This is a genomic window from Micromonospora sp. CPCC 206171, assembly GCF_036906755.1.
Lineage (GTDB): Bacteria > Actinomycetota > Actinomycetes > Mycobacteriales > Micromonosporaceae > Micromonospora > Micromonospora purpureochromogenes.
The window spans coordinates 42,870-55,875 of sequence record NZ_JBAKHT010000016.1 but is presented as its reverse complement, the minus strand read 5'-3'; the positions used below and the strand labels follow the sequence as shown (position 1 = coordinate 55,875).

Below are 13,006 nucleotides of genomic sequence, written 5' to 3'. Positions count from 1 at the left end.
CGTCGGTGTCCCGCCCACGGGACGGAACCGTGCTTTCCCCGCCGCCTGCGGCTAGGCTGGCGGCGCTGGTCTCTGCCTTCTGCTACGAGGGAACGAGCCCGGTGGGCGTAGGGAGCAGTGCAGTGCACACCGAGCCTGGGCAACTTCTGTCGATATCGGCGGCCGACCTCCGGATCACTCTCACCAACCTCGGCCACCTCCTGCGGGTGAGCGTCGCCGGTGAGGTGGATTTCGCCACCTCCGGCGAGCTGCGCGCGGCGCTGGACGCCGTGCTGGCCGACCTGGCCGGCACCCCCGTCGAGGTGGACCTCGCCGAGGTGCCCTTCCTGGACTCCTCCGGCGTCCACGCCCTGCTCGACGCGTACGCCTCGGCCGCCGACCGGGACTGCCCGCTGGTGGTCGCGAACGCGCAGCCCATCGTCCGTCGGGTCCTTGAGATCACCGGGGTGCTCGCCCTGCTCGGGCTCGCTCCCGCTGGCCGGTGACGCTCAGCTCGCCGGTCTCCACCAGCTCGCGGGCCACGTCGACCAGCTTGACGTTGATCCGTTGGCTCGCCATCACCAGCAGCTCGAAGGCCTGGGCGCCGGTGAGCCGGTGCCGTTCCATCAGGATGCCCTTGGCCTGGCCGATCAGGTCCCGTACGTCCAGCGCCCGGCTGAGCTGGTCGAGCCGCCGCGCGTCGGCGACCGCCACGGCGGCGTGCGAGGCGAAGATCAGCCCGACCCGTTCCGACTCGTCGGTGAAGGCGTGCGGCTCGCGGGCGTAGAGGTTGAGCGCGCCCAGATTGTCCCGAGCGACGTAGAGCTGGAACGACAGCATGCTGCCGACGCCCAGCTCCCGCGCCCGGGCGATGAACCTGGGCCAGCGCTCCTCGGTGTCCACGTCGGGCAGCCGGACGGTCCGCTCGGTGTACGCCGAGGTGAGGCAGGGCCCCTCGCCGGTCTCGTACTGCGCCCGGTCGACCCGCAGCACCACCTCACCGGTGCCGGCGGGGGTGCTCACCCGGCGCCGTCCCTCGATCTCGGTGATCCCGGCGTGCCAGGCGCCGGGCACGGTGTCCACGGCCGCGTGCACGATGGCCCGCAGGGTGTCCTCCACCGTCCGCTCGCCCTGGAACTCGCGGGCGAGCATGGCGAGCCGGGCGGCGAGGGCGTGACCGCTGGTCGCCTCGCCCCGGCTGCCGGAAGGGGACACAGCAGGTCGGGAGTGCGCTTGTTCGTTGGCCGGCACGGTGCCTCCTCCCCGCCGCATGCGGGGGTCCGGCACGCCACCGACCCCGACGCGGTCCTTGACGAATCCGCCGATACCCAGGGGCGTCGCGCGTCAATCCGGTAGGTGATCAGGTCGACGGCTGGCCGGCGGGGCGGTGCCAGCGCACCAGCAGCACGGTCGCGTCGTCGCCGAGCTGGTCGTCCTGGTAGGCGAGGATCGCGTGCACCAGGCGGCGGGCGGCCTCCGGCAGGGGCGAGTCGTCGGCCAGCGCCCGGACGGCGAAGTCGACCAGCCGGTCGACACCGAAGGCCGTACCGTCGGCGGAGCGCGCCTCGGTGATCCCGTCGGTGTGGAAGAGCACGACGTCGCCGGGCTCCAGCGCCTCCTCGACCACCACCGGCTCCCGGTGCTCGCCGAGGGTCACCGGCAGCGCGGTCGGGGTGGGCAGCACGGTCGCCACCCGGCCGCGGCGCAGCACCAGGCCGCTGGGGTGCCCGGCCGAGATCACCCGCAGCCGGCCACTGCGTTGGTCGAGTTCGGCCAGCACCCCGGTGATCAGGCCCCGCGGGTCGTGGTCCCGGACGGTGGTGTCGATGTGGTGGTACGTGGGAATCAGGTCGTGACCGGCCCGGCGGGCGTTCCGGTACGCGGCCAGCGCCAGGCTGGCCAGCATCACCGCCCGCATCCCACCCTGGGAGCCGTGCCCCACCGCGTCGAAGAGCGCCAGGTGGGCGATGTCGCCGTTCACCGCGTAGTCGAAGGCGTCCCCGCCCACGTCGTAGCTGGGCTCCAGGATGCCGCTGATGGTCATGCTGCCGGTGGAGAAGGTCAGCGGCGGCAGTTGGGCACGGAGCATCTCGGCGGCCATCTGCATCGGGGCGCGGCGGCGCACCAGCTCCACCGTGTCGCTGTACGCGGAGCGGGTGACCACCAGCTCGGCCAGGAGTGCGCAGGCCGCCTCGAACTCGCCGACCCGGTCGGCGGGGACCGGTTCGGCGGTGACCACCTCGACCACGCCCATCCGTTCCAGCCCGTCCAGCAACGGCACCCAGAGCCGCGCCGGCCCGGGCCCGCCGTCGGCGGCGTACGGGCGCATCATCGCGTAGGCCCGGCCGGCCAGGGTGCCGTCGATGTTCAGCGGGGCCTGGTCGGTGGCCCCGCCGTCGTCCATCAGCAGCAGTTCCCGCTGCTCGTGGTCGACCAGGTAAAGGCGCATGTCGATGGCGCCGAGATTCTCGGCCAGCCCCCGGGCCAGCCGCGGCAGATCCTCGGGACGGGCGTGATGGGAACGGTGCAGCAGCTCGTACAGCGCTTTCCGCTCGGTCATCGGTGTCCTCCACCCTCGGTCCGCGTGCCGGTACCGGGTACCCCGCCGGCCGCCGCTCGGAACGCCGGCCGGTCAGCTCCGGGGGAAGGCGGCCCAGATGTTCTTGGTGCGGTCGGTGGCGTACCAGCCGACGTCCAGCGAGAGGGCCTCGGCGATCTGCAGACCCCGGCCGCCGGCCCCCATCGGACGGGTGTCGACCAGCTCCGGGATGGTGCTCAGGTCGTGGTCGGCGACCTCCAGGATGAACCGGTCCTCGGCGACCAGCAGGCGCACGATGGTGGGCGGGATGCCGTGCCGCAGGGCGTTGGTGGCCAGCTCCGTGGCGACCAGGACCATCAGCTCGGGCACCTCGCCCAGTTCCTCCCCGACGAGCAGTTCCTCGCCGGTCAGCGCCTGGTGCAGGGACGCCCGTAGGCCGCGCAGGTCGGCGGCACTGGACAGCTGCCACCGCCGCAGCTCGGTAGCCTGCGGCGACGGGGGTGAGGTGCGCAGCTGTGCCATGATCCTGATTTACCCTCGGTAGCGGCTTCCTATGCCGGCCGGGGATGTGTCGTGACCCTGACAGCTCCTCCGCCGCAGGCAGTGGTCCCGGCCGTGCCGAACCCGCCGGGGGCCGCTGCCCGGGCGGGTGGCGCGGGCGCGGGCGGGTGCGTGCTTGTTCTACGCTCCTCTATGTGAGCGAGCTCATTCCGGAACCGGTGCACCCGGGACAGATCCGTACCTCCGACGCCGACCGGGAGCGGGTGGCGGCCGTGCTGCGGGAGGCGGCCGCGGAGGGCCGACTCGACCTGGGCGAGCTGGACGAGCGGCTGGGCCGGGTCTACGCCGCCCGCACCTACGCCGAACTCGCACCCCTGACCCACGATCTCCCCGCCGTGGGGTCGTCGCTGTTCCCGCCTCCGCCGCCCGCGTACGTCGCCGGGGCGCCGGTGTCGCGCAGCGGCTTCGCCCTGGCCGGCAAGTTCGAACGGTCCGGCCCGTGGAGCGTCGGCCCCGAGTTCACCTGCCTGGCGTTCTGGGGCGGCGGGCTGGTCGACCTGCGCGACGCGATCTTCACTGTGGGTGCGGTGCGGATCAAGGCCTACGCCCTGATGGGGGGCCTGGAGATCTGGGTGCCCGAGCAGGCCACCGTGCACGTGACCGGGGTCGGGGTGATGGGCGGCTTCGACCACCGGGCCACCGGGCCCGGCGCGCCGGGTGCCCCGACGGTCACCGTCGGCGGGTTCGCCCTCTGGGGCGGGGTGGCGATCAAGCGCAAGCCCTCCGAGCGGGAGCTGCGGATCCGCAAGCAGGAGAAGAAGCGCAGGAAGCTGGAGAACTGGTCGCCCGACTCGGACGACTGACGACCGGCCGGTCCGGTCGCCCGACTCCGACGGTGGGACCGAAAGCGGTCCGTTTCGCCGAGGTCCGGCCGCCCGGCCAGCCGATCGAGCTGCGGTAGTGGGCCACCGGGCGATGCCGATCAGACGCCGGTTGAGATACCGTCGCGAGGTGATCGTCGAGGAGCATTGGTGGAACGGGGACGCGACGGCACGCGGCCGTCGCGACGTGTACATCCGCAGTGACGGGCTGCGCTGGGAGGTACAGGCACAGATCGGCGGCGCCTACGGCCGGTCGAAGGTGCAGGAGTGTCCGAGTCGTACCTCGGCGAGCATTCTCGCCGGGGCGTGGCGCGGGGGTAATCCCGCGTGGCGCGAGCTGCCCCGCTGAGCGCGGGCGCGTTCGCGCGAAACTGACGCCGACCCCCGCCGGCGCGGTGTCCGCGCCGCCGGGGTTCCGCCGTCCGCGTCGGGTCACCCACCACAAACGTTGATCACGGTACGTCCGGCGACCGTCCGGCAGCCGTGGTGGCCCGGGGCCGGGGTTCAGATGCCCGCCGCGATGCCGGCCTGCCGGTTCGCCTCCGCCATGTCGAGGCCGGACGCCTGGAGCGTCTCGCGACCGCGGTCAACCCACCGACCAGGGCGTTCGCGGTCCGGGGTACGGCGAGGTCCGGCCCCTCCGGTGACACCGTCCCCAACAGCACGGCGGTACTGCCGGCCTGCACCATCACCGCGCCGCTGCCGCGGAACAGCACCGCCACCGAGATCGCGAGCGCCACCACGAAGCCGGTCTGCACCGGCCCTGCGCCGATCACCTCGATGATCAGGTCCCCGGCCAGCCCCCCAGGATCACCCCGGCCAGCAGCTCGGCGGTCCGGCGTACCCGGTTGCCGATCGCGGCGGCGATCGTGCCCACCGCCGCCGCGGGCGCGAACAGCGGTTGCGGGTTGTGCAGCACGTTGCTGGCGATGGACCAGGACAGTCCCGCGGCCAGCCCCGCCTGGAGGGCGACGATGAAGTAGGTGCGCAGCCGTTCGTACGCCTCCCGCACGGCGCGCCGCGTGTTGTCCACGACCGCGTTCATCGGGCGTCCCGGGACGGCCCGTCCGCCGGCGGGCGGGCCGGGGGCGTCGCGCCGCAGTCGGGGGGACAGTCCGCAGGCGCGCTCACCTCCCTCCCTACCCGGCAGGCGGGGCCGTGGTCGTTCCACCCGGGCTGCGGTGGGCGTCGCGGCCGGCCAGCCGGACCGGGACGCCTGTCTCACGCGCTACGCCGCCCTGAGCAGGAGGTCCTGCCCCCGGTGATTGTGCCGATCCAGGCCGTGAGGCGTACCGTTGGCTTGTCGCCCGGGCCCCCGGTGGCCGTCAGGTGCCGTTGCCGCCAGTTCATGGCGGCCTTGACCAGTCGTCATCCCCATCGGGACAGCTGCTCGCCGTGCTGGCTGATCGCCCACCACGTCCCGACCGCACGATCCGCCGGTCACGCACGGTTCAGGGCTTTCCCGCCCCGACAGCCGGCGATGGGCTCGACCGGCGCAACCACACCGCCGTCCGTGAGCGTGACCGCCCGGACGGCTTCACAAGGGAGCACCCGAATGAGGATCGCCAGACACCGGATCGCCGCCGTCCTTCGCGAACGCGGCCAGCAGATGAGGGCCGACTGGATCGAACGCGAACTGCCGGAACTGGTGGATCCGGCGCAGCACGTCGGGCTGCTCGCCACCCTGCACCTCGATCCGGCCGACCTCGTGGATGCGCCGTCCCGCTGAGGGTGGCGCACATCGAGAGCGAGCAGGTCGGCACCGGCGGCCGGTCACCGGTCGCCGGGGCCGGGGCTGGGAAGGCGGTGCCGGAGCGCCCGCCCGCGGCCTGACCACCACCACCCCCAGCTCACCGCTGTGTACGTACGCCGCAGCCCGGTCCCAGGTGCGACCGGGCTGCGCTGTGCGGGCCCGATGGCCCGCCTGCTCAGGGGCGCTCGCCGGCGAAATGGCCGCGCAGGGTGGCCAGCGCTCGGGTGATGAGCCGGGAGACGTGCATCTGCGAGATACCGATCTGCTCGGCGATCTGGCCCTGGGTGAGATTGCCGTGGAAGCGCATGCTCAGAATCCGGCGTTCGCGTTCCGGCAGGGTGGCGAGGGCCGGGCCGAGGGCGACGCGGAGCTCGACGAGGTCGAGGCCGTGGTCGTCAGCCCCGAGGGTGTCGCCGAGTTCCATGCTGCCGTCGGCGCCGGTCGGGGTGGACAGGGAGGTGGCGCGGTAGGCGCGGGCCCCTTCCAGTCCTTCCAGGACCGTCTCCTCGGGCAGGTCGAGGTACGTCGCGATGTCGGCCACGGTCGGTGAGCGCCCCAGGGTGTGGGTGAGCGTGCTGTTGGCCTCGGTGATGGACAGACGCAGCTCCTGCAGGCGGCGGGGCACCCGCACGGCCCAGGTGCGGTCGCGGAAGTACCGCTTGATCTCGCCGATGACGGTCGGGATGGCGTACCCGGTGAAGTCGACGCCCCGGGTGGGGTCGAAGTTGTCGACGGCCTTGATCAGCCCGATCACCGCGGTCTGGGCCAGATCCTCGTCGTGTACGCCGCGTCCGGAGTAGCGGCGCGCCAGGTGGCGGGCGAGCGGCAACCACGCCTCGATGGCGCGTTCCCGCAGCGCGGGGCGACGAGGGTCGCCGGCCGGAGTCGCGGCCATCATCGCCAGGAGGGCATCCGCGCTCTCGGCGCTCTGCGCGCTGCTGCGCTCGCCGATGCGGGTGCTGGTCGTCGGTTCGAAGGTGGTGACCATGAGTGTGGCCTTCCCGCCCGGGCCCGCTGATCGGAACGACCGGAAGATCTCCGAACCGGCTGTCGCCGGGGCGCACGTACGGGCTGGTGCGCTGTCGCAAGGCCACGATCACGGGCCTCGCCACCGCGTCATGTCGTTCACTTGATGCCGGGAACGCTACCCGAAAGACGGATCAATTGCTAGCCGAAAGGATGAGGCGTCCCAGCGTGGCGGCCGGTGGCGCGGCGACGGTGGGAGGATCGCTCAATCCGCCCCGACACGGCTCGGCGATGGCTGACACTGAAGGTGAAAGGGCGCCGGGTCAGCCGGTAGCCGGCCGTCAGGAGGGAGTGCATCGTGACGTCGGGATCGATGACTGCACGGATCAAGGGTCTGCTCAACAGCCCGAAGGGTCGTGACCTGATGCGGTTCGGCCGTACCCAGGCGGCCAAACCCAGCACGCAGCAGAAGCTTCGACAGCTCATGGAGCGGGTGACCGGAGGATCGGGTCGACGCCGCTGATCGACTGGCGGCTGCGACGAGCGGACATGCGATCGTGAGTGACACCAGCATCGGCGCCGACCGCCAGCGGGGCAGTGACTACGCCGACCTGTCCCGGCAGGTCCGGGCCGCGGGTCTACTCGCGCGGCGGCGGGGGCACTACACCGTGCGGATCGGCCTCGTCGTCGTTTCCTTCGTCGGACTGTGGGGCCTGTTCGCCCGGTTGGGTGAATCGTGGTGGCAGCTGGGTGTCGCTGCGGCCCTCGCGGTGGTCTTCGCGCAGGCCGGATTCATCGGCCACGACGCCGGGCACCGGCAGATAGCCCGCACGCGGCGCGGGAACGACCTGATCGGCATGGTGCACGGCAACCTGCTGACCGGGCTCAGCTACGGCTGGTGGGTGGACAAGCACAACCGGCACCACGCCCACCCGAACACCGAGGGCAAGGACCCCGACATCACCGTGGCGCCCCTGTCCTTCACCACCGGCCAGGCCCGGCGACGACGCGGCCTCGGTGCGCTGGTGGTCCGCTTCCAGGCGTACCTGTTCTTCCCGCTGCTCCTGCTGGAAGGCCTGCACCTGCACGCCAACAGCGTGAAGGCCCTCCTCGGCCCACGCCGCATCGCGCGTCGGCCCGCCGAAGTCGGACTGCTCGCCCTGCACCTGGGTGGCTACCTCGCCGCCGTCCTCCTGGTGTTGAGCCCGGCGCAGGCCGTCGCGTTCATCGCGGTCAACCAGGGCGTGCTCGGCCTCTACCTCGGCTGCTCGTTCGCGCCCAACCACAAGGGCATGCCGATCCTCGACGCCGAGGACAACCTCGACTATCTGCGGAGACAGGTGCTCACCTCGCGCAACGTGCGCGGTGGGCGGTTCGTCGACGCCCTGCTCGGTGGGCTCAACTATCAGATCGAACACCATCTGTTCCCGAGCATGCCGTGCCCCAACCTGCGCCACGCCCGGCCATTGATTCGCCGGTTCTGCGCCGAGCACGACATCGACTACCACGAGACGACCCTCGCCCGGTCCTGGGCCGAGGCCCTGGGCCACCTGGACGACATCGGATCCGGCGAGCCACGGACGGACGCCGCACTGCGCTGAGGCCGGTTCCCCCGTACCTCGTGAGTCTGGTCCGCGGGTGGTCCCGATGGCGGCGCGACCCGCTCGCCCGCTCCTCGACTCGTCCTGCTCGTGGTCGGCGGGCCGGATGCCCGACGGCGTCTGGTCAGTCGCGCTGCTCCGGGTCGTCACCCGTGGTCGCCGTCGGCCGCTTCGAGGGGCGGGTGGGGGTCACCGTGAAGGGATGGCGCAACTGCCGCATCGCCTCCTCGCTGCCGTCGAAGGTCACGCCCGCGTCGTCGCGCTCGTCGGTGTTCGGCGTGGCGAGAAACAAGGCGGAGCGATCATTGTCGTTCGATGTCATGCAACAGTCCCATTTCGGCAGGTGAGGAGCGCACTGGTTCGCGGGCAGTTTTCGCCGCGCATTCGTGGTAACCGTCCGGCGCTCGCAGTGGCGCTCGGTGGCGGTGTCTCGATCACGGGCGACCGCCCGGCGACACACACCGCACCTTACCCGGCCCTGCCCTCCGCCGTGCACCGCCGCCGCAACGGACCGCCCGTCGGCCGCGACCGCGGTCGGCCGCCGACGGCCGTCGGAGCCTCCAGGTGCCGGCGACCGCAGTCAGTCGCCGCCTACCCGGCATCCGTCATCGGACGATGTGCAGCCCGGCCGCGGCGGCGCCGCGGGAGTTGAGGTAGCCGGTGATGCGGTCCATGGCTGCGGTGTAGAGGGCCCGGCGGCGATCGACAGACGGCATGTGCTCGACGATCGCGGGGAGGTTGACGACGCGGAGGGTGGGTTTGAGGGACAGCCAGATGGGGGTGGCTTGCGCTCGGGTGACCTTCCAGCGGTGGTTGGGCTGTTCGGTGAAGGTGAAGCTGGCGATGACGCCTTCCCGGTTGGCGTCGACGGGGAAGTCGTGGCGGGCGAGGGTGTTGCCGACGCCGTAGGCGATCCACTTGTCGCCGACCTTCTCGAAGGGCTGCACGACGTGGGCGTGGTGGCCGATGATCAGGTCGATGTTCGGGTCCGCGATGAGTTTGCGGGCCCAGAACAGCTGGTCTCCGCTGGGCTCGTGGACGAGCTCGGTGCCCCAGTGGGCGGAGAGCACGATGATCTGCGCGCCGGCCTTGCGGGTGGCGGCGGCGGCCTTCTTGATGGCCGGCACGTCGATGCGGTTGGCTATCCATGCCTTGCCGGTCGGGGGCTTGAACCCGTTGAAGTGCATGGCGTAGGACAGGTGCCCGATCTTGACTCCGTTGACCTGGTAGATCGTCGGCCGGGCTTGCTCGGCGGCGCTGCGGAAGGTGCCGGTGTGGCGCAGGCCGGCGGCGTCAAGGGCGTCGAGGTTGTCGTAGACGCCCTTCTCGCCCTGGTCCAGGGCGTGGTTGCTGGAGGTGGAGCAGGTGTCGTAGCCGGCGGCCTTGACGGCAGGGGCGAGGTCGGTGGGGGCGCGGAAGCGGGGGAAGTCCTGCGGGCTGCCGGGGCCCATGGGGGCTTCCATGTGGCAGATGGCGAGGTCGGCGGCCGAGACGACGGGGCGGATGTCTTCGAAGAACGGGTCGAATTCGTAGCCGTCCTGGCCGGCCTTCTCGGCGTCGGAGCGGGCCTGCTGCCAGGTGGGCGGGTGAACGAGAATGTCGCCGGACCCGGCGATGGTGATCTGCCGAGGGCCCGCGGGTGCGGCGGTCTGGCCGGCGACGCGCGGCTCGGCCGACAGTCGCTCGCGGATGATGTCGCCGCGTAGCGCCCACACGGCGACGGGGGAGAGGACGAGCGCGACGATGAGGATGATGCGGAGTGCACGCATGAGCGTTCCTTAGAGGCGGATGACCCGGCGCAGCCGCTGCCCGAAGTAGCCGGAGTCGATGACCCCGTCTCCCCGTACGTCGCCGAAGGTGGGGCCGTCGATGGTGCCGCGGGACGACACGAACCGCATGCCGCCGTTCTGGTCCTTGCCCAGGTAGATGCCGGAGTGGGTGATGAGGGTGGGATCGTCGTGCAGCGCGAAGAACACGAGGTCGCCGGGCTGCACGGCGGACAGCTTGGCCGGCGGTTCGCTGGCGTTGCGGCCGGCGGCGACGAGCACCGATCGGGCGTAGGCGGCCATGCTCGACGCGGTGCGGGGCAGCGCGTCGACGGTGGTGGTCACGGGTTCGTTGAGCAGCGGGATCCCGAACCGGTAGCCGTAGATCAGCCTGATGTAGCCGGAGCAGTCCAGGTCACGGTCCCACCGCTTGGATGGCTTGACCCGGCCGCTGTCGCTGAACTTCCACGGGATTTCCAGGTAGTCGTAGAAGTCGGCGCCGTCCCGCTCGTCGGCGCTGTGCACGTAGCCGAACCCGGCATCGCCGATGTAGCGCACGCCGTCGTCGTTGTAGCCGTCCGGGGCGCCCGGCAGGTACTGGGTCGAGGCGGCCAGGATGTCGATCGGCGGGTCACGGTCCTCGAGCTTGTCGAGCAGCCAGCTGGCAACCTCCTCGTCGATGTGTCGCCGGGGCTGCCAGGGTCGGGGCGCCAGCCGCACCCAGGACGTCGAGTCGATCACCGCGGAGGTGCTCGACGGCTCGGTGAACCGGCGCTGTGGACCGGCGAAGACGACCGTGCGGGCACCGACGGTCAGGGTGGCGACGACAGCCCCGTCGGTCCGGCGCTGCACCTCGGTGCGGTCCGGACGGGTCTGGTCGACCAACTCGTATCGCTGCGCCAATCGCTCGGCGTCGTTGCGCGGGGCGGTGGTGGCCCGGGCCGTTCCGTTGGGCTTGGCGCCGGATGTCGTGGGCTCGTCGTGAGTGAGCCGAACGACGACAAGGCCGACGACGGCGAGGATCACGGCGAGGATCACGGCGGTGACCCCGGCGAGGATGAGCTGCGAGCGGCGCATCAGAGCGAAATCATCAGTAGGGCGACACCGCCGGTGCCGGCGCTGACCACGCCGGTGGCGGCGAGGGTCTGCAGTGCCCGCGGCCGCACCAACTGGTAGGTCATCAGCCCCGGGATGATGAACGAGAGCGTGTCCCCGCCGAACAGGAACGGGTAGCGCACGTGCAGCAGCACGAACGAGGTGACCGACATGAAGGACGAGACCAGCACCGCCACGGCGAACAGTCGCTTGCCGTACAGGATGGTGATGCGCTGCAGCAGCTTCATGAGGGCGACCGTGACGGCGGTGACCGCCACGACGGTGAGCAGGCTGCGGGCGTCCTGCAGCGCGGTCAGCACCAGGCAGCCCGGCACCATCAGCCCGGCCGGCGCGACGTTGGTGACCAGGTAGCCGACAAGCCCGAACAGCAGCCCCGAGGCGATGATCACGGCGCTGAGTTCAGAGGACAGGTCGAACGTAGGCATCAGAATTCCTTCGCTGCGGAGCGGGCCGCGCGCCGGCGGTCGGCGTGCAGGACGGCGATGTGGGCACTGTTGAGCACGGCGGTGGCCATCAGGTCTGCCCGCGACAGCACCACGGTGGCGTCCAGGTCGACAGGGCCCTTGCTGTCCGCGCCCGCCTTCGAGGCGCTGTCCAGCTTGTAGATGCGCTCCAACGTATGGGACAGCTCGTCGAACGGCGCCGCCGCCGTCGCCGCAACCGTGACCTGGTGCAGCGCCTCGAGTAGTTCCTCACCACGGCCGTGGATGTTGCCGATCATGAGCAGGGCGATGCCGGTCGAGCCCGCGCCCATCGCCGCCACGATCGCGTCGCGCAACTCGACGCCACTGCGGTGCTCGCCGTCAAGGTCGACCACCCGGTCACGCCACTTCTCGTCGATCAGGTGCGACGCGCTGCGGGTGGGCGAGCCGATGAGGAAGACCCGTTCCGGGTCGATGTCGGAAATGATGGAGCCCATCTGCCCGTTGCGCTCGATCCGGTCCGGCCGGCAGTTGATCACGACCGCGACCCGCTGGCCGATCAGGCGGCGCTCCCGCAGCAGCCGGATGTTCATCAGCGTCGAGGCCGGGTCGTTCGCGGCGAAAAGGTTCACCGCCGCGAACCGCCGCCCGTTGTGCGAGCAGGCGTCCACCCGCAGCACACCCGGGTCCGGCGCCGCCTGCCACATCCCCTTCAGCGCGGTGGCGCGGTCCACGCCGCACAGCTGCGCGACCGCCAGGGCCAGCGCCACGTTCTCCTTGAAGGTGATCCACCGGAAACGGCGCATCTCCGCATCCGTCACGGTGTCAGGATCGACCGCGACCAGCCTGGACTGGCGGCTGTCGGCCTCTTCCTGCAGGATGTGCAGCCTGTCCCGCTCCGCGGTGACCACCGTGCCGAAGTGCGGCATCGACCGGCTGAGCGATCGGGCGACGTCGTCGAGCGTCGGCCCCATCTCCTCCAGATGGTCCTCCCGCACGTTCGTGATCACCACGATGTCACTCTCGATGAGCAGTTCCTGGTTGACCTGCTGCAGCTCAGGCAGCACGGCCATGCACTCGATGACAAGGGTGTCGGCATCCGCGTGCACGGCCCGCCGGACCACCCCGATCTGCTCGATGACGTTGACCCCGCCCAGGCCGCGGCGGATCGGCACCTCACGACCGTTCGGATAGATCAGTCGGGCCGCCGTGCCGGTGGTCTTGGCGAACACGGTCCGCCGCTTGTTGGCGCGCAACGCGCCGGCGATGAGCCGAGTCACGGACGATTTACCCCGGATGCCGTTCACCACGATCCGGGTGGGAAGTTGCGACAATTGCCGGCGGTGGCGCGCCCGCTCCACCACCAGGTAGACGAGCAGGGCGGCGATACCGATTCCGAGCAGCCACAGCGGCACTTGCATCGCCGTCATCGGGCTGCCTCATGCCGACAGATCCGCAGCAGTTCCCACTCCCGAGTCCTGC

General features: G+C 71.3%; 16 protein-coding genes. 6 read left to right on the top strand and 10 right to left on the bottom strand.

Annotated features, from left to right (window positions below; translation table 11 throughout):
- The first annotated feature begins 122 nt into the window (after nt 1-122).
- The gene (locus V6U89_RS18955; protein WP_334572620.1) at nt 123-485 is read left to right on the top strand and encodes an STAS domain-containing protein; all 363 of its coding nucleotides are present in this window, start codon (nt 123-125) and stop codon (nt 483-485) included.
- Here the strand turns inward: V6U89_RS18955 and V6U89_RS18950 are convergent.
- From V6U89_RS18950 to V6U89_RS18940, 3 genes are all read right to left on the bottom strand, one after another.
- Nucleotides 439-1,194 (bottom strand): GAF and ANTAR domain-containing protein, encoded by a 756-nt coding sequence (locus V6U89_RS18950; protein WP_334572618.1) that lies wholly within the window; start codon nt 1,192-1,194, stop codon nt 439-441. The two genes, V6U89_RS18955 and V6U89_RS18950, sit on opposite strands and share 47 nt — an antisense overlap.
- A 145-nt stretch (nt 1,195-1,339) precedes the next feature.
- The gene (locus tag V6U89_RS18945) at nt 1,340-2,539 is read right to left on the bottom strand and encodes a PP2C family protein-serine/threonine phosphatase (RefSeq protein ID WP_334572616.1); all 1,200 of its coding nucleotides are present in this window, start codon (nt 2,537-2,539) and stop codon (nt 1,340-1,342) included.
- 72 nt (nt 2,540-2,611) lie between these two features.
- Nucleotides 2,612-3,040 (bottom strand): ATP-binding protein, encoded by a 429-nt coding sequence (locus V6U89_RS18940; RefSeq protein WP_334572614.1) that lies wholly within the window; start codon nt 3,038-3,040, stop codon nt 2,612-2,614.
- A gap of 173 nt (nt 3,041-3,213) precedes the next feature.
- Here V6U89_RS18940 and V6U89_RS18935 point away from each other — a divergent pair, with 173 nt between their 5' ends.
- Complete coding sequence (locus V6U89_RS18935) at nt 3,214-3,882, top strand: DUF1707 SHOCT-like domain-containing protein (protein ID WP_334572612.1); 669 nt, start codon at nt 3,214-3,216, stop codon at nt 3,880-3,882.
- Between the two features lie 148 nt (nt 3,883-4,030).
- Nucleotides 4,031-4,249 (top strand): hypothetical protein, encoded by a 219-nt coding sequence (locus tag V6U89_RS18930; protein ID WP_088964186.1) that lies wholly within the window; start codon nt 4,031-4,033, stop codon nt 4,247-4,249.
- Nucleotides 4,250-4,684: 435 nt separating this feature from the next.
- Here V6U89_RS18930 and V6U89_RS18925 read toward each other — a convergent pair whose 3' ends face one another.
- Nucleotides 4,685-4,945 (bottom strand): hypothetical protein, encoded by a 261-nt coding sequence (locus tag V6U89_RS18925; RefSeq protein WP_334572610.1) that lies wholly within the window; start codon nt 4,943-4,945, stop codon nt 4,685-4,687.
- A 510-nt stretch (nt 4,946-5,455) separates the two neighbouring features.
- On the opposite strand from V6U89_RS18925, the gene V6U89_RS18920 reads away from it, so the two are divergent.
- Nucleotides 5,456-5,629: a hypothetical protein gene (locus V6U89_RS18920; protein WP_334572608.1), complete on the top strand. Its 174-nt coding sequence runs from the start codon at nt 5,456-5,458 to the stop codon at nt 5,627-5,629.
- A 199-nt stretch (nt 5,630-5,828) separates the two neighbouring features.
- On the opposite strand, the gene V6U89_RS18915 is transcribed toward V6U89_RS18920, so the two are convergent.
- Complete coding sequence (locus V6U89_RS18915) at nt 5,829-6,551, bottom strand: SigB/SigF/SigG family RNA polymerase sigma factor (RefSeq protein ID WP_442933951.1); 723 nt, start codon at nt 6,549-6,551, stop codon at nt 5,829-5,831.
- Nucleotides 6,552-6,992: 441 nt separating this feature from the next.
- Here V6U89_RS18915 and V6U89_RS18910 point away from each other — a divergent pair, with 441 nt between their 5' ends.
- Together V6U89_RS18910 and V6U89_RS18905 are read left to right on the top strand one after the other, a co-directional pair.
- On the top strand, nt 6,993-7,142 hold the full coding sequence (locus V6U89_RS18910) for a hypothetical protein (protein WP_334572604.1): 150 nt from the start codon (nt 6,993-6,995) through the stop codon (nt 7,140-7,142).
- Nucleotides 7,143-7,173: 31 nt separating this feature from the next.
- Nucleotides 7,174-8,220 (top strand): fatty acid desaturase family protein, encoded by a 1,047-nt coding sequence (locus tag V6U89_RS18905; protein ID WP_442933950.1) that lies wholly within the window; start codon nt 7,174-7,176, stop codon nt 8,218-8,220.
- A gap of 124 nt (nt 8,221-8,344) precedes the next feature.
- On the opposite strand, the gene V6U89_RS18900 is transcribed toward V6U89_RS18905, so the two are convergent.
- The 5 genes from V6U89_RS18900 to pgsB all read right to left on the bottom strand — a co-directional run bounded on the left by V6U89_RS18900 (nt 8,345) and on the right by pgsB (nt 12,954).
- The gene (locus tag V6U89_RS18900; RefSeq protein WP_334572601.1) at nt 8,345-8,542 is read right to left on the bottom strand and encodes a hypothetical protein; all 198 of its coding nucleotides are present in this window, start codon (nt 8,540-8,542) and stop codon (nt 8,345-8,347) included.
- A 283-nt stretch (nt 8,543-8,825) separates the two neighbouring features.
- Nucleotides 8,826-9,989, bottom strand: coding sequence for a CapA family protein (locus tag V6U89_RS18895; protein ID WP_334572600.1), 1,164 nt, complete (start codon nt 9,987-9,989; stop codon nt 8,826-8,828).
- A gap of 9 nt (nt 9,990-9,998) precedes the next feature.
- On the bottom strand, nt 9,999-11,063 hold the full coding sequence (locus V6U89_RS18890; RefSeq protein WP_334572599.1) for an NlpC/P60 family protein: 1,065 nt from the start codon (nt 11,061-11,063) through the stop codon (nt 9,999-10,001).
- Nucleotides 11,063-11,527 carry a poly-gamma-glutamate biosynthesis protein PgsC/CapC gene (locus V6U89_RS18885; protein ID WP_334572598.1) on the bottom strand — a complete coding sequence of 155 codons (465 nt, stop codon included), beginning with the start codon at nt 11,525-11,527 and terminating at the stop codon, nt 11,063-11,065. Before V6U89_RS18885 ends, V6U89_RS18890 begins: the two co-directional genes overlap by 1 nt.
- Nucleotides 11,527-12,954: a poly-gamma-glutamate synthase PgsB gene (gene pgsB / locus V6U89_RS18880; protein WP_334572597.1), complete on the bottom strand. Its 1,428-nt coding sequence runs from the start codon at nt 12,952-12,954 to the stop codon at nt 11,527-11,529. The genes V6U89_RS18885 and pgsB overlap by 1 nt, the downstream gene beginning before the upstream one ends.
- Between the last annotated feature and the right edge of the window lie 52 nt (nt 12,955-13,006).